Here is a 25,124-nt window from a genome sequence, read left to right on the forward strand (position 1 = left end):
ATGTTTAACGAATATGGGTATAGTATTTGCCATAAATAAAGTTAGATTTACTATTTTTATAATGAAAAAGAATTTTATGGATGATAATTTCTCCCCTAGAGTAAAGGATGTAATAGCTTATAGTAAGGAAGAAGCTCTTAGACTTGGGCACGACTTTATTGGCACAGAACATCTTATGCTTGGGCTCCTTAGAGATGGCAATGGTAAGGCAATAAGCATTCTGGATGCTTTGGATGTAGATTTGGACCATTTAAGAAGAAAGGTTGAAATATTAAGTCCCGCAAATCCAAATTCGGACAACGTACAGAAGGACAAGAAGAACCTTCACCTAACAAGACAAGCCGAACGTGCCCTTAAAACAACTTTTTTAGAGGCAAAATTATTTCAAAGTTCATCTATTAATACAGCTCATTTATTATTGTGTATTTTAAGAAATGAGAATGACCCCACTACTAAATTGCTCCACAAATTAAAAGTGGACTACGATGGGGTTAAAGAGCAATTCAAATCCATGATTACCAGTGATGATGATTATTTGGATACTCCAACCTCTGAATCTTTTCCTAGTGATTCCGATGAAAGCAATGAAGGTAAAGAAGGTACTTTTGGCGCAACCACGGGCCAAAAAGGAAATAAGAAATCCAAAACGCCTGTTTTAGACAATTTTGGGAGGGATCTAACAAGGCTTGCCGAAGATGATAAGCTAGATCCAGTTGTAGGTAGAGAAAAAGAAATAGAACGAGTTTCACAGATTCTAAGTAGGCGAAAAAAGAACAACCCTTTATTGATTGGTGAGCCCGGTGTTGGCAAAAGTGCCATTGCTGAGGGTCTTGCCCTTAGAATAATCAATAAAAAGGTTTCTCGTATTTTATATAACAAGAGAGTTGTTACATTGGACTTGGCTTCATTGGTTGCGGGCACAAAATACCGTGGTCAGTTTGAGGAGCGTATGAAAGCCGTAATGAACGAGTTGGAAAAGAATGATGACATCATTCTTTTTATTGATGAAATCCATACAATTGTAGGTGCTGGTGGTGCCACAGGAAGTTTGGATGCATCAAACATGTTCAAACCAGCATTGGCAAGAGGAGAAATCCAATGTATTGGTGCCACGACTTTGGACGAATATCGTCAATATATAGAAAAAGATGGTGCTTTAGAACGTCGTTTCCAGAAAGTGATGGTAGAGCCCACTACTGTCGAAGAAACAATTGAAATTCTTCAAAACATTAAAGGTAAGTATGAAGATCACCACAATGTGAATTATACAGAGGATGCCATTATTGCCTGTGTAAAACTTACCAATAGATATATGACCGACAGGTTTCTTCCAGACAAGGCAATTGATGCCATGGATGAAGCTGGTTCCAGAGTACACATCATTAATATGGATGTTCCAAAGCAAATCTTGGAATTGGAAAAACAATTGGATGATGTAAGGGAACTAAAAAATACGGTAGTAAAAAAACAGAAATACGAGGAAGCCGCCAAGCTTAGGGATGATGAAAAAAGACTGGAAAAAGAATTGGCTCTAGCGCAGGAAAGATGGGAAGAGGAAAGTAAATTACATCGAGAAACAGTCAGTGAGGACAACGTGGCAGATGTAGTTTCCATGATGAGTGGCATTCCTGTTAATAGAATTGCACAGACAGAGAGCAATAAGCTTGCAGAATTACCCGCATTAATAAAAGGTAATGTTATTGGTCAAGATGAGGCTGTTGCCAAAGTTTCTAAAGCTATTCAAAGAAATAGAGCAGGACTTAAAGACCCTAATAAACCAATTGGTTCATTCATATTCTTGGGACAAACTGGAGTTGGTAAGACACAGCTAGCCAAAGTACTCGCCAAAGAACTATTTGACTCTGAGGAAGCTCTCATTAGAATAGATATGAGTGAGTATATGGAAAAGTTTGCAATATCTAGATTAGTTGGGGCACCTCCAGGATATGTTGGTTATGAAGAAGGTGGGCAATTAACAGAAAAGGTTCGTCGCAAACCCTATTCAGTAATTCTTTTGGATGAAGTTGAAAAAGCGCATCCAGATGTATTTAATATGTTATTGCAAGTTTTGGATGATGGTTTCTTAACAGATAGTCTCGGAAGAAAGATAGATTTTAGAAATACCATTATTATAATGACATCTAACATTGGAGCGAGACAATTAAAAGATTTTGGCCAAGGTGTCGGTTTTGGAACTGCCGCTATGAAATCACAGGCAGATACCCATCAAAAAAGTGTGATTGAAAATGCCCTAAAAAAAGCATTTGCACCTGAATTCTTAAATAGAATTGATGATGTAATTGTCTTTAACCCATTGGAAAGAGAGCATATCCATAAAATTATAGATATTGAATTAAGTAAACTCTTCTCAAGAATTAAAGATATTGGATACCACTTAAGTCTAAGTGACGCTGCCAAAGACTATATTGCAGACAAAGGCTTTGACAAACAATATGGTGCGAGACCATTAAAGAGGGCCATTCAAAAATATATTGAAGATGCTTTGGCCGAGGAAATAGTAAATTCCAAATTAGAGGAAGGCGATAGTATATTTATGGATTTGGACAAGAAAAAAGAAGAATTGACCATCAAAATTAAAAAGGAGACCAAATCTTCGAAAACAGAATAAGTTTTTTTTAAGAATGCAACTATATAAGAGTCAGCTTTGTCTGACTCTTTTTTTTGCGCTAAAACCCCGCATTGAAAAATAGTTATGATTCATATTGCAACAAATCCATATAAACGATATTTAAGCCTTTAATCTATTTTTTTTTAATAACCTGTTCCATAAATCTATTTTCGTCACGAGACACTATAATACAGATGGAATGAAAATTGGAAATACGAAGAGAACAGTCATCGTAAGAGAATATCATCTGGACATTGGAATTGTTCAGGTATATGATAATTACATGGTTTCCACTATTAATGAAGGTGCAACACTTTCATTGGAAAGAGCCTATCAAATAATTGGAATCGCAGAAATACATTTTAGGGACAAAAATTTTGGATATATAAGTCTTCGTCAAAATTCGTATGCGATTGACCCAACCATATACAACTACATTAGGGAAATAGAAAACCTAAAAGCTTTTGCAATAGTGTCGGTCAAAGAAATTGATATGCACAATTTCAACATTGAAAAGCTATTCTATAAAAAGCAAATGAAGTTCTTCATAAAATATGAAAATGCTTTACAATGGGTTAAAAGAAGGGTCAAAAACAGTTAATTCTCTTCAACACTTTCTGGCTGGGGCATTTCAGGAACTTCTAAAAGACTCATGAACGCCTCTCCAAAGTGCTCCACAATTTTGGTGGCAACCAACGATTGATACCCGCATTTCTCGATTGCAATATCAGCAGCTTTACCGTGCAGGTACACACCAAAAACTGAAGCCTGTAAAGGTTCATAACCTTGGGCAACCAACCCCGTAATCATACCTGCAAGCACATCCCCGCTACCTGCCGTAGCCATTCCCGGATTTCCTGTAGAATTTACATAGCCCACCCCATCATAAACAACAATTGTGTGTGCTCCTTTAATGACCAGCACACAATCATATTGTTCAGAGAATTTCTTAGTTTTTTCTAATTTTTCAAAATCATCCTTCCATGGCCCAATTAAGCGTTCCAACTCTTTTGGATGAGGTGTAAGAATGGATCTTGCCGGAAGCTTTTTTAGAAGTTTTTTATTTTCTGAAAGTAAATTAAGGGCATCGGCATCCACAACCAAATTTCCCTTATACTTATTTAAAAAATCGGAAAAAGCTTTGGATGTAGCCTCTTTTTTTTCCATTCCCATACCAATACCAACGACAGTCGGCACCATATCATAACTAATACCAGAGAGAATATCTTCATTTTCATCAGTTAAAACCATAGCCTCTGGTAAACTTGTCTGTAAAGGCAGACAACCACATTTTGGCACATATGCAGTAACCAAACCGCTTCCAGAATACAAACAGGATTTTGACGCCAATATCACCGCTCCTACCTTACCATAACTCCCCCCAATTATAAGAGAATGGCCATAAGTACCCTTATGGGAAAACTTCTCTCTAGGGATATAAATAGGTAAAACTTCATTCTTGCCAATAAATTCATAATCTGTTTTAGTGTTTGTAAGGTATTCAGCATCAAGGCCAATATCCAATATTTCCCATTGTTTTACATAATTACCAGTTTGTGGCAGAAAAAAAACTAGTTTAGGTGCCTGAAAACTTAAAACATAATCTGCTTCTACCACTCCCTCTGGATTTTCTGGAATGGTATTTACATAGAGACCAGATGGAATATCAACAGATAAAATAAAGGTTCCTGTATTATTTAAGTACTGCATTAAATTAACCACCCAAGTATCCGGAGTTCTATTAAGGCCTATTCCAAAAATGGCATCTACTATTATGTCATCTTTCCCTATTTCTGGGAATTCGCTGTCCGAATTCAAAAAAGTTGGCCAAACCTTTCTGTCCTTGAGCCTTTCCAAGTTCAATAAAAAGTCTTTAGACCGCTTATCACTGTAATTCACTACAAACACTTCAAAATTATAACCATGTTCTTGTAAATGCCTTGCCAAGGCTATTCCGTCTCCTCCATTATTACCAATACCACAGAATAAATGAATTTTAACAGGTGCTCCCTGCATTCTAAGATGCATCCAATTAAAAATTTGTACAGCTGCCCTTTCCATCAATTCATCACTGCTTATACCCTGTTTTTCAACGGTATATTTATCAGCTTCATAAATTTGACTTGCGCTAAAAATTTTCATTCGGTAAAATTATTTAAGAAACATTCCTGTTTTTGTAATATTCATTACAATTATTTGATTAGGCCTTCAAAAGTAGTACATTTGATTCTTTGTAGGAAGTATGTATTCTCATAGATTAGACATAAACGTTATTTTTTCTTCAGCAAACAATGGTTGTTTCAATTCTTTCACCATTAGTACGGCTACCCCTATGGGGTAAACAGCTATATTCATCCGTCCTATCATTTTTTGCATTACATCAATTTTTTTAACCCTTTTATACAATGAAAGTTCTAAAATTCGGTGGTACTTCTGTAGCCAACGCCCATAATATTAACTTAGTAAAAAATATAGTTGTTACTGCCAATGGTAATAAAACTATAGTCGTAGTATCTGCATTTGGCGGTGTCACAGACCAATTATTACAAACAGCTAAACTGGCAGCTTCGAATGATAAAAGTTATAGAACTATTCTCAATGAAATAGAGGAAAGACATTTAACCACCATTAAGGAGCTTATCCCTATTCATTCACAAAGCAAGGTGCTCAGCATAGTTAAAAGTGAATTGAACTCTTTGGAAACCTTACTGGAAGGAGCCTATTTAATTGAAGAAACAACACCCCAATTGTTGGATAAAATTGTTAGTTACGGCGAATCACTTTCTTCATATATCATTAGTGAATACTTTATTACCGATGGTTTAAATGCAATCCATAAAGACAGTAGAGAACTAATAAAAACTGATGAATCCCACGGAAAGGCGATGGTTGATTTTGAGCTAACAAACTCCAATTGTAGAGATTTCTTTTCAAATTCTTCAAATGAAATTATTATCCTGGGCGGGTTTATTTCTTCTTCTAAAAAGGGAAATCCAACCACATTAGGAAGAGGAGGTTCCGACTATACGGCAGCCATCATTGCAGGTGCGATAGATGCAGAAATATTAGAAATTTGGACCGATGTAAGTGGTATGTACACGGCCAACCCAAAAATTGTAAAGCAGGCTAAACCTATTCCCCTTATTTCATATGAGGAAGCAATGGAACTTTCTCATTTTGGGGCAAAAGTATTATATCCACCATCGATTCAGCCTGTATTCTCAAAAGGAATTTCCATTAACATTAAAAACACCTTTGATCCTCAACATCCTGGAACATTTATTACAAAAAATCCAAGTAGCAAGGAAGAATCTGTTCGTGGAATTAGCCATGTGGAACATATTAGCCTTTTGTCCATAGAAGGCCCGGGAATGGTTGGCATATATGGAATCTCCAAACGATTTTTTGAAGTGCTTTCCCTTGCTGAAATCAGTGTGGTTTTAATTACCCAAGCATCCTCTGAACATTCTATATGTGTGGGCGTTTCCATTTTAGATGCCGATAGAGCGGTAAAAGCACTCAATACATCTTTTGAATATGAAATTTCGCAAGGCAAGATAAAACCCATTATTGTTGAAGAAGACCTTTCCATAATTGCTCTTGTTGGCGATAATATGAAAAACCATCAAGGATTGAGCGGCAAAATGTTTAGTACTCTTGGAAAAAACAATGTGAACATTCGTGCCATTGCCCAAGGGGCTTCAGAAAGAAATATCTCTGCTGTCATTAACACAAATGATGTAAAAAAAGCATTGAATGCCTTGCATGAAGAGTTTTTTGAAGAAAACATAAAACAGCTGAACCTTTTTGTAATGGGAGTTGGCAATGTAGGCTCTAAATTTCTGAATCAAATAAAACAGCAAAAGAAATACTTAAAAGACAACCTAAAACTAAACCTTAGGGTCATAGGTATTTCCAATTCCCGCACCATGTATTTTGATGAAAATGGAATTTCATTGAACTCATGGGAGAATTTATTACCAACAGGGGAAAAAGCAGATAAAGCTAAGTTTTTTGATACCATTAATACCCTAAATTATCGTAATAGCATTTTTGTGGACAACACAGCTAGTCATGAAGTTTCAGAAACTTACAATAAGTATTTAAAAAACAGTATCTCAGTTGTTACGTGTAATAAAATTGCTTGTTCCTCGGAGTACAAAAACTATAAAAACTTAAAAGAATTGGCTAGACAGTACAATGCTCCTTTTCTTTTTGAAACCAACGTGGGTGCAGGATTGCCAATTATAGACACCCTCAAGCATTTAATAGCTTCTGGAGATAGAATCCTTAAAATCCAGGCGGTATTATCTGGAAGCCTGAATTTTGTTTTCAATAATTTTAATGACGAGACCACTTTTCATGATGTAGTAAAACAAGCTCAAGAAGAGGGATATACCGAACCAGACCCAAAAATTGATTTAAGCGGGATTGATGTGATGCGAAAAATATTGATTTTAGCAAGGGAAAGCGGCAATCAATTGGATATAGATGATATTGAAAATCAACCCTTTCTTCCGCAAGAAAGTCTGGACACTAAAAACAATAAGGACTTCTTCGCCTCCCTAAAAAAATATGAAGATGATTTTCAAAAAATGTATTCAGATGCTGTTAAAAATGATAGCAAATTAAAATATGTTGCTCAATTTGAAAATGGAAAAGCCAGTGTTGGTTTGCAACAAATTCCTAAAGGGCACGATTTTTATAACTTGGAAGGAAGTGACAACATTGTTTTGTTCTATACAGAGAGATACCCTAATCAGCCCATGATTATTAAAGGTGCCGGAGCCGGAGCAGATGTTACTGCATCGGGTATTTTTGCGGATATTATACGAATTGGTAATTTCTAACTAATGGATGAACTAAAAGTCTTTTGCCCTGCTACTATAGCCAACATCTCCTGTGGATTTGATGTTCTTGGGGTTGCCCTAGATTCTGTAGGTGATGAAATGGTCGTAAGAAAAACAAAAGAAAAGGGTATTAAAATCACGAAACTTATAGGACAAGAATTACCCTTGGAAACTAACAAAAATGTAGCAGGCGTAGCAGCTGTAGCTTTATTGGATGCAATTGGTTATAGAGAGGGGTTTGAAATAGAAATCTATAAAAAAATTAAAGCTGGTAGCGGAATCGGGAGCAGTGCAGCTAGTTCCACAGGAGCTGTTTGGGCCATAAATGAACTTCTGGGGAAACCATTTTCATCATTAGACTTGGTGAAATTTGCAATGGAAGGCGAGTATTTGGCCAGTGGCGTCCACCATGCGGACAATGTAGCCCCTGCACTATATGGCGGATTTACTTTGGTTAGAAGTTACGAGCCTTTGGATGTTATTAAAATTAATACCCCAGACAAACTATACGCTACCGTAATTCATCCACAGATTGAGATAAAAACATCCGATTCCAGAAAAATATTAAAAACCAGTATTACTCTAAAAGATGGTATTAAACAATGGGGAAATGTTGGTGGTTTGGTTGCCGGACTTTTCATTGAAGACTATGAACTTATTGGTCGTTCTTTAGAAGACCACATTATAGAACCCATCCGTTCCATATTGATTCCGGAATTTAACAAAGTAAAGTCAGAATCTATAAAGGCAGGTGCACTAGGGGGTGGCATATCTGGTTCTGGACCTTCTATTTTTGCATTGAGCAAAGGAGAAAATACTGCAAATGATGTTGCCGAGGCAATGAGAAATGTATATAAAAACATAGGGATTAATTTTGATGTCCATGTGTCCAAAATAAACCCTCAGGGAATAAAAACAATTGATTAAATGCACTTTTACAGTTTAAATCACAATGCACCAAAAGTTTCCTTTAAGGAAGCCGTTATAAGGGGAATTGCACCAGACAGAGGGTTATATTTTCCTGAAAATATTGAAGCTTTACCAACATCTTTTTTTAAAGAAATCGAAACTCTTTCTCACCAAGAAATAGCTTTTACGGCAATTCATCAATTTGTGGGTGATGAAATTCCAGATGAAGTCCTTAAAGAAATTTTAGCTGAAGTATTGGATTTTGATTTTCCAATAGTGGAAATTGAAAAAAATGTAGGCACTTTAGAGCTTTTTCATGGACCCACAATGGCATTTAAGGATGTAGGTGCTCGGTTTATGGCACGCTGCATGGGCTATTTTTCCCAAGACAAAAAAAATGAAGTGACCGTTTTGGTGGCAACATCTGGTGATACAGGGGGAGCTGTTGCCAATGGTTTTCTGTGTGTTGATGGCGTTAAGGTCGTTATTCTATATCCCAGTGGAAAAGTAAGTGACATTCAAGAAAAACAGTTGACCGCTCTTGGACAAAATATTACTGCTATGGAAGTGGATGGTACATTTGATGACTGCCAAAAAATGGTTAAAACTGCTTTTTTGGATTCACAAATCACTGATTCCATGCAACTAACATCGGCCAACTCCATCAACGTTGCCCGGTGGTTGCCACAATTGTTTTATTTCCTATTTGCTTATAAGCAATTAAAATCTAAGGGAAAAGAAATAGTATTTTCTGTTCCCAGTGGAAATTTTGGTAATATTTGCGCTGGAATGGTTGCCCAGAAATTGGGCATGCCCGTTAAACATTTTATAGCCTCTACCAATGTTAATGATGTTGTTCCCAATTTCATGAAAAATGGAGATTACAAACCAAAACCTTCAATTGCAACTATCTCAAATGCCATGGATGTAGGGGATCCCAGTAACTTTATCCGGATTCGGCATCTATATAAAGATGATTTAGTAGAATTGTCCAAAAACCTTTCCTCTTTATCTTTTACAGACATGGAAACCAAAAATGCAATGAGACACATCCAAAAAATTTCGGGTTATGTTGCCGACCCTCATGGAGCTGTCGGATATTTAGGTTTAAAAAAATATCAGGAAACTAATCCTGACACATATGGAATTTTCCTTGAAACGGCTCATCCAGTAAAGTTTTTGGATGTTGTAGAAGATACTTTAAATCTCAGTCTAGAAATTCCACAGCAAATTCAAAAGGTAATGGGTAGAGAAAAAGAATCCAAGTTCATTTCTAGCTATGAAGAATTGAAAAATTATCTTATAGATAGCTGATTTCTCTACTTTTTATTAACGTTTTTAGTTTAAAAGTTAATCGTTCTGTTTCTTTAAGCAGATTTTATTTCAATAAATTTGTTCCAGAAAAAACGATTAAATGAAAGATACTGCACTCACTGAAATCCATAAGGCACTTGGAGCCAAAATGGTTCCTTTTGCCGGTTATAACATGCCTGTTTCTTACGAAGGGGTCAACATAGAACATGAAACGGTTAGAAATGGTGTTGGTGTGTTTGATGTGTCCCATATGGGCGAATTTTTAATTGAAGGAACAAAGGCATTGGATTTGATTCAAAGAGTAACCTCAAATGATGCATCCAAATTAACAATAGGAAAAGCACAATATGGATACATGCCCAATGAAACAGGTGGCATAGTAGACGATTTAATTGTATATCGTATAAAAGAAGAAACTTACCTTATGGTGGTCAATGCATCAAATATTGATAAAGATTGGAGACACATTTCCAAATACAATGAGGAAATTGGGGCAGACATGCGCGATTTGTCTGAAAACTTTTCATTGTTGGCCATACAGGGTCCAAAAGCTGTTGAAGCCATGCAATCTCTTACTTCAATCGACTTATCAGCTATAAAATTTTATCATTTTGAAGTGGCGGACTTTGCCGATATAGAACATGTTGTTATTTCTGCCACGGGATATACGGGTTCCGGTGGTTTTGAAATTTATTGTAAAAACTCTGAAGTTGAACAGATTTGGAATAAGGTTTTTGAAGCTGGGGCAGATTTTGGTATAAAACCAATAGGCCTAGCAGCCCGCGATACTTTAAGGTTGGAAATGGGGTATTGTCTATATGGAAATGATATAAATGATGAAACCTCGCCTTTTGAAGCAGGTTTGGGCTGGGTAACCAAGTTCAATAAGGATTTTGTGAACTGTGAGGCTTTGGAGAATGAAAAAAACAGAACCCCAGAAAGAAAGCTTATCGCCTTTAAATTAACAGAGAGAGGCATTCCTAGGCACGATTACGACATAGTGGATGGACAGGGTAAAAAAATTGGAATAGTTACCTCCGGAACCATGTCACCTTCTTTAGGGGTTGGCATTGGGTTAGGCTACGTCCCCAAAGTTTTTTCCGAAATAGGAAGTACCATTCATGTACAAATTAGGAAAAATGCAGTACCGGCCACTGTAATTAAACTTCCATTTTATAAATCTTCATGATAGATTTTCAAAAAATCATTCAGGATATCCATGCTTCTATGTCCAATATAGAAGTAAGAGGAAAAATTGCCTCTTATATACCCGAATTGGCTTTTATAGATAAAAAAAAGCTTGGCATTCATCTTATAGACCAAGAAGGTAATAATTACTTTACTGGAGATTCCAAGGAAGCATTTTCCATCCAAAGTATTTCCAAAGTATTAAGCTTGGCAATGGCGTTTCCAATAATGGGGGATAACCTATGGAAACGGGTAGACGTAGAACCTTCAGGAGACCCGTTTAATCATTTGTCATTACTGGAGTTGGAAAATGGAATTCCAAGAAATCCTTTAATAAATGCAGGAGCATTAGTGATTGCGGACATTTTAGTATCTAACTTAGAAAATCCTAAAGAAGATTTTTTAAACTACGTTAGAAACATTGCAAATGACCAAACCATCAATTTTGACAAGAAAATTGCTTATTCAGAAAAAGAAACAGGTTTTAAAAATTACGCTGCGGCCAACCTGTTAAAGTCCTACGGGAATATTAAGAATAAGGTAGATGACGTGTTGGATTTTTATTTTCACCAATGTTCACTTCAAATGTCTTGCAAACAATTGGTAAATGCCTTTTATATATTTATGAACAAAGGTATGTGCCAACTAAATAAGAGTTATTTAACGGTTAAACAGACCAAACGTATCAACGCCATAATGTTGACCTGTGGTTTTTATGATGAAGCAGGGGAATTTGCTTTTGAGGTTGGACTACCGGGAAAGAGTGGTGTTGGCGGTGGTATTGTAGCACTATTGCCAAATAAATTTTGTGTCACAACATGGTCTCCTGGTTTAAACCAAAAAGGAAATTCCAAACTAGGAATGTTGGCATTGGAGCAGTTAACTACCAAAACAGGATTGTCAATTTTTTAAAATTTGGATAAAGAGAAGATTCTAATACTCGGGGCCAGTGGCTTTATAGGTAATGCTATATATAAGGAGCTCTGCTCCTATTTTGACACGTATGGAACCTACTTCTCCAATAAATCCTTTGGGCAAAACAAACAGTTTTTTAGCTATAATTTACAGGAAGATGACATTTTTAAAATACTAGAAACTGTACAACCTCAACTAATAATATCATCGCTTAGAGGAGATTTTAATGCACAGATACAAGCGCATCAACATATCATAGAATATTTAATGTCCCAATCTAATTGCAAGCTTTATTTTATTTCCTCTGCCAATGTATTCGATGCCTATAGTCAATACCCCTCCTATGAATATGACAAAACCTTATCTCTTAGTATTTATGGTAGACTAAAAATTAAAATCGAAAATATGTTATTAAGACTTCCAAAAGAGAAGATGGGCATCATTAGAATACCCATGGTTTTTGGTAAGTTATCCCCAAGAATCAAAGAGATTAAGACCTTGCTGGAAAACAAAGAACCTATTGAAGTTTTTCCAAACCTAATTATTAACGTCACACATGACAACAAACTAACCCAGCAGCTCCATTATTTAATAAATAGAAATAAAAATGGGATTTTTCATTTGGGTAGTAAAGACTTGGTTCATCATGAAGAGTTCATACACGAAATAGTAAAAAAAATTAGTGGTCTATCCCACCAGCCATTATATAAAAGGGTGTTTACAACCAATGAAGATAGATACTTGGCGGTGCTGCCCAAGGCAAATAAATTACCCAAAAATCTTCAGGTTACCTATCAAGAAATTATTGATTACCATACCTTTTAATTGTAATTTTCTCACTTAAAAACCAATTTATGGAAAAATTAACCGAAGAAGAGATTTATAAGAGAGTGGATAAATTAGTTGGTTGGGAATATAGAAATAATGTAATTGAAAGCTACTATGAGTTCAAGAATTTCAAAGAAGCTTTTGCTATCATGACCAGAATTGCATTTGAGTGCGAGGCACAAAACCATCATCCTGATTGGACAAACATTTACAACTCCTTACACATCCGATTAAATACCCACACCGCACAAGGGGTTACAGAAAAAGATTTTATACTTGCAAAAAGTATTGATGCTATTATTAGCAAGGCATAATCTTTACCTTGCACCCCTATTAAAAATTATTAAATTTGCTCACGTTACAAAAAACAAAATAAAAAATGGGAAGAGCTTTTGAGTTTAGAAAGGCGCGTAAAATGAAACGGTGGTCTGCAATGTCCAAAGCGTTTACAAGAATTGGAAAAGATATCGTTATGGCGGTAAAAGAGGGTGGCCCAGACCCAGATTCCAACTCAAGGCTTAGGGCTGTAATACAAAATGCCAAGTCTGTTAACATGCCCAAGGACAATGTAGAGCGGGCAATTAAAAGAGCAAGTGATAAAAGTTTAGGTGACTATAAAGAAGTATTATTTGAAGGGTATGCTCCCCATGGCATTGCCGTTTTAATTGAAACAGCTACAGATAATAATACAAGAACCGTTGCCAATGTTCGGAGCTATTTCAACAAATGCAATGGTAGTCTGGGCACTCAAGGTTCTGTTGAATTTATGTTTGACCATACCTGTAATTTCCGAATCGATGCAGAGGGAATTGATCCTGAAGAATTGGAATTGGAAATGATTGATTTTGGAGCGGAAGAAGTATTTGTTGATGATGACGGAATTTTAATCTATGCTCCATTTGAGAGCTTTGGTTCCATACAAAAAGAATTGGAAGAAAGAGGGATCGAAATACTTTCTTCTGGTTTTGAGCGTATTCCACAAGTAACTAAGGAGCTGAATGAGGAACAAGTTGCAGATGTAGAAAAACTATTGGAGAAAATTGAAGAGGATGATGATGTACAGAACGTATATCATACCATGCAGGAATAAGTCGTAATATACATTATAGATTGATAATGAACGAGGCCCCTTAAAAGGGCCTCGTTCATTATGGTAACTGACGATATATTAAACTTTATTTTTCGATAACCATTTGTTTTTGAAAGTTATTGCCACTCTCATCTAAGGTCTTAATAATATATGTCCCAGGCTGTAAAAAGTTAATATCCATTTCATAACCCTCTCCATTTTTAATTTCCTTGGCTTCATATGTCTGTACCAATCTACCCAACACATCAAACACCATTATTGTTTTGACATTTGAAGGCTCATCAAAAGTTGCCGTTACCTGGGATACCGCTGGATTAGGATAAATACTCATTACATTCAACATATTCTGTGGTTTATTGGAAACAACACCACTGCCTACAAAACTAAATGAGGTAGTAACTGTAGTACCCATAGTTCCTCCACTTCCCACTTCTGAATATGGGGTTGCCTCTAGACTATAGTTCCCCAAAACAAAATCTTGGCCAAAATAATCTCCACTATTGTCGCCAAAAAGAGCAAATGGAGCCACGTTTTCAGTTCGTGTATTAGAGATAGTACCTGTTAGGCTCAGCCTTACACTATTAACATCGTCTGTGGTGGTTGCTCTAATATTTATAGAATTGGTTGGCAATGACAACAAGTCTATTTGCGTTCCATTTTCAATAACCATAATGTCTTCGTTTGAATCTGCATTTACCAAAACAAAACCGATAATGGACAGAACCATATTCTCACAATTTTTATCTGCATCTATTATTTCCCAGCCATAATTATTTATCAGAATGTTTCTTCCTGTTTCACCCAAACAATATTGGCTGTTTCCTGCATCAAATATCATATCGCTCCGCAAAGAAGGTAGACTACTCCATCCATTTAAAATTGCATCATAGTTTTCTGTGGATAATTCTGTTTGATGAAACATAGAGTCTAAATCAAGTACATTGCCAATATTCCAATTTCCCAAATCCTGATCAAAACTAATACCTTCCTCAAACATATTTTGCATGTATTCCACATTACCAACATTCCAATTACCTATATCTTGATTAAAAACAAAGGCATTTTCGAACATACTCGCCATATTAGTAACTTTACCAACATCCCAACTACCAATATCTTGATTGAATAAACTTGCTCCATTAAACATCCAACTCATATCTGTTACATTTCCCACATCCCAAGTTCCTAAATTTTGATCAAAATTTTCAGCTCCTATAAACATATATGACATATCTGTTACGGTACTAACGTCCCAATCATCCAAAGGTTGGTTAAACTCTTTTATTTGACTGAACATAGCACTCATGGTTGTTACATTACTTACGTTCCAATTATTGAGTGGGTAATTTAGTTTAGTTTCATTAAACATCATTGACATGTTGGTTACGTTACTAACATCCCAGTTGTCCAAGGGTTGGTTAAAGCTACGTGCCATACTGAACATCCCCATCATATTTTCAACATTAGATACATCCCAATTATTTAAAGGTTGATTAAAAGAGTATGCAAAATTGAACATTCCAAGCATATTTCTAACATTGCTTACATTCCAATTACCAATGTCTTGATTAAACGATTCTGCTCCATTAAACATTCCGTTCATATCAATTACATTGCCAACATCCCAATTGCCAATTTTTCGATCAAAGGATGTTGCCCCTGAGAACATACTGCCCATATTAATTACGGTGCCTACATTCCAATTTCCAATATCTTGATTGAAAGAAACAGCTCCTGAAAACATGTGAATCATTCCTTTAACTTTAGACACATTCCATACACCAATATCTTGATTAAATGATTCTGCATATGAAAACATAAATGATGTATCTATAACCTCTCCCAAATTCCATCCTCCAATATCTTGGTTAAAAAGCTTGGCAGAATTAAACATCCCCAACAAACTTGTTGCCTTACTAACATTCCAACTGCCAATATTTTGATTAAAGATTGAAGCCCCACTAAACATATTGCTCAAATCCACAATTTCACTAACATCCCAATCATTAAACTTTTGATTACCAACAAGAGAACTACAGTCTGTAAACATACTTGATGTAGATAAAACATATGTTAAATTAGGCATGTCATTTGCCACAATATCCAAATTAGAACAACCTCTAAAAGCTGAATCCATTGATGTCCATTCATTACCACCCCACTGATCTATCGTTAGAATTTTCTCTTTATTACCATCAGTCATATAATTTACCCCATTAAAATAAATTCTAGGGAAATTTCCGGAAATGGAAACTTGGTAAGTACCAATAACATCGTAGGAATGTGTAATATCACCGCTAACTCCGGTATCAAAAGTTCCATCTCCCCAGTCCACAGAATAATTATAGGTTTCTCCTGGATAAGTAGGTATGGTTATTTGATTATCAGCAGAAGCCCCCTCGTTATCTGTTTTCCATGTGGTTACAAACGGTACTTCTACATTAGCACAATTGTCACTTTTTCCCCCATCAGTAATTATCCATCCATAATCGTCTATCAGTTTTTGCTTGGCATTCTCGGCTAAGCAATATTGGCTATTACCTCCGTGAAATACCACTCCGTTTTGAATAGATTCAAGAGCACTCCATCCAATTAAGGTATTGTCATAGTTTTCAACAGAAAGACCTGCTCCTATAAACATATCGGCCATTATATTGACTTTTGATATGTCCCAATTAGCTAAATCTTGATTAAAGGAAATTGCATTAACAAAAGTATTTGCCATGGCCTCAACTTTACCAACATCCCATGCAGAAATATCTTGATTAAAAGAAATAGCATCATAAAACATAGCATTAATAGATGTTGCATTAGACATATCCCAGTTACCAATATTTTGATTAAAATTTGATGCTCCAAAAAACATTCCTGCAAAGTTTGTAACATTCGCAACATTCCAATTATCTAGAGGTTGATTAAAGCTTGATTCGGAAAACATTCCTGTCATTAATTTAACCGAACCTACATTCCAATTATTGATATTTTGATTAAAATTGGATGTATTGCGAAAAGTATACTCCATATTTTCCACTGATTGCAAATCCCAATTTTCAAAACTTGAATTACCAATCAGTGAAGTACAAGAACCAAACATTTCTTTCATTGAAGAAACCTGGGATAAATTAGGAACATCTGTAGCAATTACATCTAAATTGTGACATTGATAAAATGCTTTTTCAAAAGATTTCCACAAAATGTCACCCCATTGTTTTACATTCAATAGTTTGTTATTTTCATCTGTGGTAACAAAAATTCCAGGGAACTCACCTGTTATAGAGACTTCATATATACCTACCACAGAATATGTATGAGTAATATCTCCAGTGACTCCTGTGTCAAAATTACCGTCTCCCCAATCCACTGTATAATTATATGTTTCTCTTGGATAAGTGGGAATTCTAATTTGACTGTCCTCAGAATATCCTTCATTATCTGTTTTCCAAGTTGTAATAAAAGGGCGTCCTAAATCAGGGCAATTGTCACTTATTCCTCCATCAGTAATTATCCATCCATTATCGTCCATCATTTTTTGTCGTGCAGCTTCACCCAAACAATATTGGCTATTTCCACCATCAAATAGTATATTACTCTGCAAAGGTTGATTTGACCATCCGTTTAAAGTGGCGTCATAATTAGTGATAGAAAGTCCTGTATTTAAAAACATTTCAGACATGTTCAAAACATTTGAAATATCCCAACTACCCAAATCTTGATCAAAAGCTGTTGCGTTAGCGAACATTCTTGAGAACGAAGATGCAGATGTCATATTCCAATTTCCAATGGGTTGGTTAAATGCAGTAGCAGCTTCAAACATTGCTGTAAACTCAATTGCATTTTGCAAATTCCAGCTACTTATATCCTGATTAAAATTTGCAGCTCCTAGAAACATAAATGGCATGTTAACTACATTTTTCATATCCCATGACTCAATGTTTTGGTTAAAAGCAGTTGCCCCTGTAAACATCCCTCCCATTTCAGTTACCTGGCCTACATTCCAATTGCCAATATCAATGTTAAAATTATAGGCTGCCGCGAACATTGCTCCAAGAATATTCACATTGCTTACATCCCAATTCCCAATAGCGTTATTCCCAATTAAATTACTACAACCAGCAAACATGTTAGCCATGCTTGTTACTTGTAATAAATCTGGAAAGTCAGACGCAATTACATCTAAATTGTAACAACCTGTGAAAGCACCATCCATGGATGCCCATTGAATACTACCCCAATTTTCAACTGTCAGCAGTTTACCCTTGTCCGGTTCTAATGTATCCAAACCATTATCATCGTAAAAATAAATTCTTGGAAATTGACCCACAATTGAAACCGTATAAATTCCCGGAGCCAAATATGTATGAGTAGCATCTCCGGTATAATTATTCTCAACAATACCATCTCCCCAATCCACTGTATAATTATAGGTTTCTCCTGGATAGGTAGGTATGGTTATTTGGTTATCCTCTGAGAGTCCTTGGTTATCCGTTTTCCATGTAGTCACAAAAGGTCTGAAGAGTTCTTCTTCTGAAATTGAAAAATTAACAGTTAATGGTATTCCTTGAACACCGCCCAAACTGCTTCCAGAATATGGGGTGCCCATTATTTCATATTCGCCAGGACCAAAATCCTGTCCATTATAATTTCCGTTATTATCACCAAAAAGAGCATATGGAGCAACATTCTCTGTCCTTGTATTGGATAATGCACCCTTTAGTTCCAATCGTACACTACCAACATCCTCAGATGTATTTCCCCTGATATTCAAGTTTGTAGTTGGCAACTCTAGAATATTAAAAATCATGCTATCACTTATCGGCATTATATCTTCATTGGTATCTGCATTGACCAATGTAAAACTTACTAGAGAAAGTACAGAGGGAGTTTCTTCAACAACTATTGTTTGGGTACACTCGGAAACATTGGAAACTTGATCACTTGCAGTCCAAGTTATAATTGTTGTTCCCATAGGAAATGGATTTTCTAAAGATAATCCATCACTTCTTGAGGCAGAAACATTGGTTGTTGGCCAATAGTTATCTGTAGCTGTGGCCATTTCAATATCAATGAATACAGAATTGTCATTTAAACTACTAACATTAATATCTGAAGGACAAGATATAACGGGCGCAATTATATCATCCAAAATCACTTGAGAATTACATGTACTTTCATTTCCATTATTGTCAACTACTTTAAGGGTAACCAACCCATCCCCGTAATTATTAAAAAAACTAGGGCTTACAGACATACTGGATATTCCTGCAGCATCATTTGATCCATCATCAATATCCAAAGGAGTAATATAGGCCTCACCGTTTTCGTCTAATCCGATTATCACACTACTTTTACATACAACTGTTGGTGCAACATTATCTTCAACAATAACTCTTGCGGTACACATAGAGTTTTTTCCGTTTGTGTCTAAAACAGATAATGTCACTATGTTTTCACCCACATTGTCAATTGAAAAAGTATTGGGAACAACTGTCATATTTTGAACCTCTGAAGTTTCTACAAAGCCATCAAAAACATCTTCGGCATCAATATTGGTTTTACCATTTGGGTTTAATTGTACTGTAATATCCTTACATATAATATTTGATAAAGAAATACTTTCAGAAAGCGAAAAAGCAATTAAAAACGGTTCTCCTTGGTCACCCCCCAAATTACTGTCCGAATATGGCGTTCCAGATATAATATAAGTGCCAATACCCAAATCCTGTCCATTATAGTTTCCATCATTATCTCCAAAAAGGGCATATGGAGCAACATTCTCTGTTCTAGCATTAGAAAAAGATCCAGAAAGTTGTAAACGAACACTATTAACCACTCCCGTAACATTTGCTCTTATATTGAAAGACTCTGAAGGCAATTCCAAAAGGTTAATTTCCGCTCCCTCCGTAATTTCCATAAGATCTTCGTTTGTATCCGAATTGATCAATGTAAAACCAACTATCGACTGGCCATAGGAATTTATAACAATAAACAAAAGACTGATAAATAGTAAAATTCTTCTCATGGGTAAGTTTTTAGAAGTAATTTGTTAAAAACTATACAATATACAAGCACAAACCTGTTGAGAATTATTTACATCGTTATAACGTTAAAAAAAAAGATGTAAGACTAATCCTAAGAAAAAACACTGCAAAAAATTACAAAATTTAATAACTATACTCAGGTATTTTTCCTTTTATACCCTTGAAAAAGTTTTTGTATTTTTTAAAGTCTTCCTCCTTATTATCAGTTAGGTATTGTAAGTCAGAAATTTTTACTTGCTTGTTTTCATAGTCAAAAGCAACCATTACTATTGGAACTTTCGCTTCCTGCGCTATATAATAAAAGCCTGTTCGCCATTCTTTTACCTTTTTCCGAGTTCCTTCCGGTGATAGGCCCAATCTAAATTTTTCTTTTTCATTAAAAATAGATGCTATGGTTTTGACCATATCATTATTCTTACTCCTATCGATGGGTGTACCTCCCACCCATCTAAAATACCAGCCAAAAGGCGGCGCAAACAAACTCTTTTTCCCTATAAAATTTATTTCTTCATTTATAACCTTTCTAACAAGTACCCCAAGAAAAAAATCGTACCAGTGGGTATGTGGGGCTACAATGACTACGCACTTGTCCACTTTCGGAAAACCACCAATAAGTTTCCATCCGAGAACTTTAAAATAGATAAACTTTGCCAGCCTATGCATTCATAAACAAATAAATTAATAAAAATTATATTTTCTGGTAGATAACTCTTAATTTCTCTGGAGTGATAACGCACTTCCAGTCTATCCCAATTGCATTTTCCCATAAAGGCTCTAAACTAAGTGCCACAGAAATCATAGTGTCAAAATCATTATCACTCAAATTAGAGCAAATACCGCTTGGCAATTCTATATTATGTTTTTCTTTCATTTTGTTAAAAAGAGCAACACCTTCTGGATAAAATTCCTTTAAATACTGAAATACCAAACAATTACCAATACCATGTTTTACTCCCAAAAGATATGACAAACCATAACTCAAAGCATGCGCCACACCAACTTGGGAGTAGGCAATGCTCATACCTCCATGCCAAGAGGCCATCATTAGTTTTTCTCTGGATTCGTTATCAGAAAGGTCTTCTAAATACACTTCCTTACAAAGTTCCAAAGCCTTTTCGCCATAACTTTGACTAAAGGCATTTAAATATGTACCACTAAGAGATTCAACACAATGGATAAAACAGTCCATTCCTGTATAAAACCATTGTTTTTTATCTACTCCAATGCATAATTCAGGGTCTAAAACAACTTGGTCAAACGTAGTATAATCAGAATTAATTCCCAATTTTTTATCAGGACCCAAAAGCACTGCCGTTCTCGAGACTTCCGCCCCAGTTCCACTAATTGTCGGAATTCCTACATGATATATAGCTGGTTTATTAACCAAATCCCATCCCTGGTATTTTTCTGAACTACCCTCATTGGTAAGCAAAATAGAAACTGCTTTTGCCAAGTCCAGCACGGTGCCTCCACCAATGCCAACAATTCCAGAGGGTAATTCTCGAAAGTCAAATTTAATTTTTTCTACCAAAGCATCAACCTGTTGGGTCTTGGGTTCTTCATCTGCCGAAATAAAAATAATTTTATCATTAAATAAAAGAGGTACTCTTCCTACAAGTTCCTTTCCTTCAAAAACATCATCTATCAAAAAAATAACCGGCGCATCGAAATGCTTCCTTTTTGGCAACAATATTTCACCTAATTGGTTAAAACTACCATTACCAAAAACCACTCTCGGCACCATAGGAAAATTCCTGTATGTATTCATAAGCTTTGGGGAATTATCTGCAATTCTATCTTGCTTCTTTGTCTGCATTCACTTTAATTAAAATACTTTAAAACATCTGATAACTTATTCAAAGTAAGGTGATTATCGTCATATTCATCATTAGATACTTCCTCGTGCTGCCAAGTAGTATGAAAAGGCACATGCACCGCTTGCGCTCCTATGTTCATAATAGGCAAAACATCTGACTTTAAAGAATTACCTATCATTAAAAATTCAGTTACCTCTATTTCCAAGTGATCTAAAAGGTTTTTATAATTAATCTCTTTTTTATCGCTCAAAACTTCTACATGATGAAAATACTGGGACAATCCTGACTTCTCCAACTTACGTTCTTGATCCAATAAATCCCCTTTTGTAAGAACAATTAAACGATATTCCTTTGATAATCTCTCCAGAACTTCCTTAACATCTTCCAGTAACTCTACAGGGTGGGAAATCATATTTTTTCCCAAATCCAATATTTCCGTCATGGTTTCTTGGGGAACTTTATTATTGGACAATTCCAAGGCAGATTCTATCATGGAAAGAACAAACCCTTTAATTCCATATCCATAAATCCCCAAGTTTTTCATTTCCATTTTAAAAAGTTCTTGGTCTATGGTATTCTTGGTCTCATATCCATCCAAAAGTGAGGCAAATTTTTCTTCTGCCTCTCTAAAATATGTCTCGTTCACCCAAAGGGTATCATCGGCATCAAAACCAATTACTTTTATGTTGCTAAAATCTACTTCCATGCCGCTTTTGCTCTTTCCAAGTCCTCAGGTGTATCTATTTCTATTCCTGTTGCGTTGGTTTCAACCATTTTAATTTTTCTGCCATATTCCAGGTACCGCAAGGCTTCCTGTTTTTCTGTTCCTTCCAGTGATCTCATAGAAAGCCTTTGAAAATCCATCAAGGCCCTTTTTCTAAAAGCGTAAATACCCTTGTGCTTATAATAAGTTGCCCCTGCATTTTTATCACGTGGGAATGGGATGGGAGCTCTAGAAAAATAGAGAGCAAAATCTCTATTATCAACTACAACTTTTACCACATTTGGGTTATTTATTTCATCCCAATCAGTTATTTCGGTCATTAAAGAAGCCAAATCTATCTCCTCATTTGGGTCATCGTTAAAAACTTCCAAAACACTTTTTAGGCTTTCCTTATCTGTAAAGGGCTCATCTCCTTGTACATTTACAACAATGTCCACGTCCATATCTGTAACAGCCTCTGCAATACGATCGCTTCCACACTCGTGCTCTTTTTTGCTCATCATGGCTTTTCCGCCAGCATTAGTAATGGTATCATAAATAATATCACTGTCCGTCACCACATATACCTCATCAAAAAGTTTAGTATTCACAGCAGCTTCGTACGTTCTTAAAATAACTGGTTTTCCTGCCAAATCCTGCATCAATTTTGCAGGGAATCTAGATGCCGCATAGCGTGCCGGAATCATCGCAATAATTTTCATTGAGTTTTGAAGGTTTATGATTTTTTTCTTTTGGGCCTAAGTTTTCTATACACTGCAAAAATGAATATTAATATAATAATCACCATAATAATTGCCAGAACAGGTGCAAAAATTGAAGCAGTGGACACTACGACAGCAGTTCCCGTTTCCACTGTAGAAACCACAGGATTTGCCAATCCTCCAGTTGTAGCGGTAGAAACAACCCTACTGCTTGCCCCTGCTCCTTTAATAGCAGTGGCGGTACCGCCACCCGCTATAATAGCCAATGACCAAGTAACCACAGGATCCAAATTTGCCACAGTTGAAACCATTACGGCCGTCCCAGCAATTGCTGCCAAAGGTATTGCTATAGTATCCAAAAGATTATCCACCCAGGGAATAAAATAAGCAAAAATTTCTATCACGGTTGCTACCCCTAAAGCCACAACGGCAGCAAGGCTTCCTATCCATTGCCAGCTCTCATTTAGATCCCACACATTAAAATAAGATGCCAAACTCAATGCAAAAAGAGGCAGGAACACTCTAAACCCAACAGAGGCCGCAAGTCCAATTCCTAAAAATATGCTTATAATAGTTTCTGCTGTCATAATAAACTTTCCTACTAAAATATGGTATTCCTATTCAACAAAAAAATCGTTCTTGAATCCTATAAGATATAATTTATTTTGTGCTCTGGTCACTGCCGTATACAACCATCTTAAATATTCCTTATCCACTCCATTGGGCAAATAAGGCTGCTCCACAAATACCGTATTCCATTGCCCACCCTGGGATTTATGGCATGTAATGGCATAAGAAAATTTAACTTGCAATGCATTAAAATATTTGTTGTTCTTTACTGCCAAAAATTTCTTGTATTTGGATTTTTCGTGGGCATAGTCCTTTTGCACCTCTTGATATAGTCTATTCCCATCCTCATAGGGCAACGATGGAGTTTCCGCCTTTATGGTATCCAAAAGCAGTACTGTTTCCAAAGGTTTTTGATTGGGATAATCTACCATTTTTACCTTTACTTCAGCAAAAGTAAATCCATACAACTCTTTAATGGCAAAAATCTCCAACACCTCAATTATGTCTCCATTAGCAATGAAACCCGCCTCAGAATTGGGCTTTAGCCAAAAATAATTATTCTTTACGACCATCATATAATCACCTACTGCCAATTCATTTTCCAAATAGAGAATCCTACTCCTAATATTTTCATTATACAAATTCGCTCTTTTATTGGAGCGAACAATTATCGCAGTTTCTTCCTTTCCGTTTTCACTGTACGACTCGTCTATGGCTTCTTGTATATCATGGCCATCAATCAAACGGACAATATCGGCATATCCTTCTACATCAAACTTAAATTCATCAAAAAACTGGGAGTGCAATTGTTCTCTAAGATTGGTGGCGTTTAATAAGATTCCAGAGTCCTCGGCCTGTCTTACAACTTCATCCAATTCCATTTTTGTAACTTCTTTGTTATAATTTAAGGAAAGTTTGTTTTCGTCCAAAGCCGGACTTAACTCCAAATGTACTGGTGGCAACTGCGCCGTATCTCCTATTAAAATGAGTTTGCAATTATGTCCAGAATACACATACATAAGGAGATCATCTAAAAGAGAGCCATTCTCAAAAAGTTTGGAATCAGCAGGTGAATCTGGTATCATAGAGGCCTCATCAACAATAAATATGGTATTCCGATGCTTATTGGGTGCAAGTACAAATTTCACACCTCCACCACTCTCCTTTTTTGGGAAATATATTTTTTTATGGATGGTAAATGCTTGTGTCTTAGAGTAATTCGACATTACCTTGGCTGCCCTTCCTGTAGGCGCCATCAATACTGCCTTCATGGTTGTCCTCCACAAATTACTTACAATAGTTCCAATAATAGATGTTTTTCCTGTACCGGCATATCCCTTTAACAAGAATAACTTTTCCTTTTCCTTGGACAGGATGAAACTGGAAATCCTTTCAAGACTTATTGCTTGTTTAAGCGTTGGGTCGTGGGGATATTTTTCCTTTAAAATCTTATAAAATGCATCGGCGGAAAGCTCTTTCATATGCTTCAAATATAATCATGATTTTTAAGGACAAATACTTTTGTGTTTAAAATAAAAATGTAAATTTGTG

Annotated in this window: 18 protein-coding genes; 10 read left to right on the plus strand and 8 right to left on the minus strand. The window is 35.9% G+C overall.

Translation table 11 applies throughout. From position 1 onward, the window contains the following. Positions 1 to 76: 76 nt before the first annotated feature. Together GGR42_RS04320 and GGR42_RS04325 are read left to right on the plus strand one after the other, a co-directional pair. The gene (locus GGR42_RS04320) at positions 77 to 2,629 is read left to right on the plus strand and encodes an ATP-dependent Clp protease ATP-binding subunit (protein ID WP_167964346.1); all 2,553 of its coding nucleotides are present in this window, start codon (positions 77 to 79) and stop codon (positions 2,627 to 2,629) included. A gap of 199 nt (positions 2,630 to 2,828) precedes the next feature. Continuing rightward, on the plus strand, positions 2,829 to 3,230 hold the full coding sequence (locus GGR42_RS04325; RefSeq protein WP_167961201.1) for an STAS/SEC14 domain-containing protein: 402 nt from the start codon (positions 2,829 to 2,831) through the stop codon (positions 3,228 to 3,230). Here the strand turns inward: GGR42_RS04325 and GGR42_RS04330 are convergent. After that, entirely contained in the window at positions 3,227 to 4,771 is a 1,545-nt protein-coding gene (locus GGR42_RS04330) for an NAD(P)H-hydrate dehydratase (RefSeq protein ID WP_167961202.1), read from the minus strand. The two genes, GGR42_RS04325 and GGR42_RS04330, sit on opposite strands and share 4 nt — an antisense overlap. 263 nt (positions 4,772 to 5,034) lie before the next feature. Between GGR42_RS04330 and thrA the strand changes: the two genes are divergently transcribed. The 8 genes from thrA to GGR42_RS04370 all read left to right on the plus strand — a co-directional run bounded on the left by thrA (position 5,035) and on the right by GGR42_RS04370 (position 13,723). Continuing rightward, positions 5,035 to 7,479, plus strand: a complete 2,445-nt coding sequence (thrA, locus tag GGR42_RS04335) for a bifunctional aspartate kinase/homoserine dehydrogenase I (protein WP_167961203.1) — start codon at positions 5,035 to 5,037, stop codon at positions 7,477 to 7,479. Positions 7,480 to 7,482: 3 nt separating this feature from the next. Next, complete coding sequence (locus GGR42_RS04340) at positions 7,483 to 8,406, plus strand: homoserine kinase (protein WP_167961204.1); 924 nt, start codon at positions 7,483 to 7,485, stop codon at positions 8,404 to 8,406. After that, positions 8,407 to 9,702, plus strand: a complete 1,296-nt coding sequence (thrC, locus tag GGR42_RS04345; RefSeq protein WP_167961205.1) for a threonine synthase — start codon at positions 8,407 to 8,409, stop codon at positions 9,700 to 9,702. A 100-nt stretch (positions 9,703 to 9,802) separates the two neighbouring features. Next, complete coding sequence (gcvT, locus tag GGR42_RS04350) at positions 9,803 to 10,891, plus strand: glycine cleavage system aminomethyltransferase GcvT (protein WP_167961206.1); 1,089 nt, start codon at positions 9,803 to 9,805, stop codon at positions 10,889 to 10,891. Next, complete coding sequence (locus GGR42_RS04355; protein WP_167961207.1) at positions 10,888 to 11,802, plus strand: glutaminase; 915 nt, start codon at positions 10,888 to 10,890, stop codon at positions 11,800 to 11,802. Before gcvT ends, GGR42_RS04355 begins: the two co-directional genes overlap by 4 nt. Positions 11,803 to 11,805: 3 nt before the next feature. After that, on the plus strand, positions 11,806 to 12,630 hold the full coding sequence (locus tag GGR42_RS04360) for a sugar nucleotide-binding protein (RefSeq protein WP_167961208.1): 825 nt from the start codon (positions 11,806 to 11,808) through the stop codon (positions 12,628 to 12,630). Between the two features lie 29 nt (positions 12,631 to 12,659). Next, positions 12,660 to 12,947: a 4a-hydroxytetrahydrobiopterin dehydratase gene (locus GGR42_RS04365; RefSeq protein ID WP_167961209.1), complete on the plus strand. Its 288-nt coding sequence runs from the start codon at positions 12,660 to 12,662 to the stop codon at positions 12,945 to 12,947. Between the two features lie 65 nt (positions 12,948 to 13,012). Beyond that, a complete protein-coding gene (locus GGR42_RS04370; protein ID WP_167961211.1) occupies positions 13,013 to 13,723 on the plus strand; it encodes a YebC/PmpR family DNA-binding transcriptional regulator in 711 nt (236 codons plus the stop codon). 85 nt (positions 13,724 to 13,808) lie between these two features. Here the strand turns inward: GGR42_RS04370 and GGR42_RS04375 are convergent, their stop codons facing one another. The 7 genes from GGR42_RS04375 to GGR42_RS04405 all read right to left on the minus strand — a co-directional run bounded on the left by GGR42_RS04375 (position 13,809) and on the right by GGR42_RS04405 (position 25,054). Continuing rightward, positions 13,809 to 19,742, minus strand: coding sequence for a BspA family leucine-rich repeat surface protein (locus GGR42_RS04375; protein ID WP_167961213.1), 5,934 nt, complete (start codon positions 19,740 to 19,742; stop codon positions 13,809 to 13,811). Between the two features lie 142 nt (positions 19,743 to 19,884). Beyond that, a complete protein-coding gene (locus tag GGR42_RS04380) occupies positions 19,885 to 20,424 on the minus strand; it encodes a 1-acyl-sn-glycerol-3-phosphate acyltransferase (RefSeq protein ID WP_167961216.1) in 540 nt (179 codons plus the stop codon). Between the two features lie 25 nt (positions 20,425 to 20,449). Beyond that, positions 20,450 to 21,577, minus strand: coding sequence for an iron-containing alcohol dehydrogenase family protein (locus GGR42_RS04385; RefSeq protein WP_167961218.1), 1,128 nt, complete (start codon positions 21,575 to 21,577; stop codon positions 20,450 to 20,452). A gap of 5 nt (positions 21,578 to 21,582) precedes the next feature. Continuing rightward, on the minus strand, positions 21,583 to 22,284 hold the full coding sequence (locus GGR42_RS04390) for an HAD family hydrolase (RefSeq protein WP_167961220.1): 702 nt from the start codon (positions 22,282 to 22,284) through the stop codon (positions 21,583 to 21,585). After that, complete coding sequence (gene kdsB, locus GGR42_RS04395; protein ID WP_167961222.1) at positions 22,275 to 23,003, minus strand: 3-deoxy-manno-octulosonate cytidylyltransferase; 729 nt, start codon at positions 23,001 to 23,003, stop codon at positions 22,275 to 22,277. The genes GGR42_RS04390 and kdsB overlap by 10 nt, the downstream gene beginning before the upstream one ends. Before the next feature lie 14 nt (positions 23,004 to 23,017). Then, positions 23,018 to 23,590, minus strand: coding sequence for a DUF4126 domain-containing protein (locus tag GGR42_RS04400; RefSeq protein ID WP_167961224.1), 573 nt, complete (start codon positions 23,588 to 23,590; stop codon positions 23,018 to 23,020). Between the two features lie 30 nt (positions 23,591 to 23,620). Next, a complete protein-coding gene (locus tag GGR42_RS04405; RefSeq protein WP_167961226.1) occupies positions 23,621 to 25,054 on the minus strand; it encodes an ATP-dependent DNA helicase in 1,434 nt (477 codons plus the stop codon). Between the last annotated feature and the right edge of the window lie 70 nt (positions 25,055 to 25,124).

This window comes from Saonia flava (assembly GCF_011927795.1).
In the GTDB taxonomy this organism is placed as follows: Bacteria; Bacteroidota; Bacteroidia; order Flavobacteriales; family Flavobacteriaceae; genus Saonia; species Saonia flava.

Excerpts from the sequence above, each read along its gene's own strand:
- GGR42_RS04320 (WP_167964346.1), top strand. The coding sequence starts at position 77 with ATGGATGATAATTTCTCCCCTAGAGTAAAGGATGTAATAGCTTATAGT.
- GGR42_RS04325 (WP_167961201.1), top strand. The coding sequence starts at position 2,829 with ATGAAAATTGGAAATACGAAGAGAACAGTCATCGTAAGAGAATATCAT.
- GGR42_RS04330 (WP_167961202.1), bottom strand. The coding sequence starts at position 4,771 with ATGAAAATTTTTAGCGCAAGTCAAATTTATGAAGCTGATAAATATACC.
- thrA (WP_167961203.1), top strand. The coding sequence starts at position 5,035 with ATGAAAGTTCTAAAATTCGGTGGTACTTCTGTAGCCAACGCCCATAAT.
- GGR42_RS04340 (WP_167961204.1), top strand. The coding sequence starts at position 7,483 with ATGGATGAACTAAAAGTCTTTTGCCCTGCTACTATAGCCAACATCTCC.
- thrC (WP_167961205.1), top strand. The coding sequence starts at position 8,407 with ATGCACTTTTACAGTTTAAATCACAATGCACCAAAAGTTTCCTTTAAG.
- gcvT (WP_167961206.1), top strand. The coding sequence starts at position 9,803 with ATGAAAGATACTGCACTCACTGAAATCCATAAGGCACTTGGAGCCAAA.
- GGR42_RS04355 (WP_167961207.1), top strand. The coding sequence starts at position 10,888 with ATGATAGATTTTCAAAAAATCATTCAGGATATCCATGCTTCTATGTCC.
- GGR42_RS04365 (WP_167961209.1), top strand. The coding sequence starts at position 12,660 with ATGGAAAAATTAACCGAAGAAGAGATTTATAAGAGAGTGGATAAATTA.
- GGR42_RS04370 (WP_167961211.1), top strand. The coding sequence starts at position 13,013 with ATGGGAAGAGCTTTTGAGTTTAGAAAGGCGCGTAAAATGAAACGGTGG.
- GGR42_RS04375 (WP_167961213.1), bottom strand. The coding sequence starts at position 19,742 with ATGAGAAGAATTTTACTATTTATCAGTCTTTTGTTTATTGTTATAAAT.
- GGR42_RS04380 (WP_167961216.1), bottom strand. The coding sequence starts at position 20,424 with ATGCATAGGCTGGCAAAGTTTATCTATTTTAAAGTTCTCGGATGGAAA.
- GGR42_RS04385 (WP_167961218.1), bottom strand. The coding sequence starts at position 21,577 with ATGCAGACAAAGAAGCAAGATAGAATTGCAGATAATTCCCCAAAGCTT.
- GGR42_RS04390 (WP_167961220.1), bottom strand. The coding sequence starts at position 22,284 with ATGGAAGTAGATTTTAGCAACATAAAAGTAATTGGTTTTGATGCCGAT.
- kdsB (WP_167961222.1), bottom strand. The coding sequence starts at position 23,003 with ATGAAAATTATTGCGATGATTCCGGCACGCTATGCGGCATCTAGATTC.
- GGR42_RS04400 (WP_167961224.1), bottom strand. The coding sequence starts at position 23,590 with ATGACAGCAGAAACTATTATAAGCATATTTTTAGGAATTGGACTTGCG.
- GGR42_RS04405 (WP_167961226.1), bottom strand. The coding sequence starts at position 25,054 with ATGAAAGAGCTTTCCGCCGATGCATTTTATAAGATTTTAAAGGAAAAA.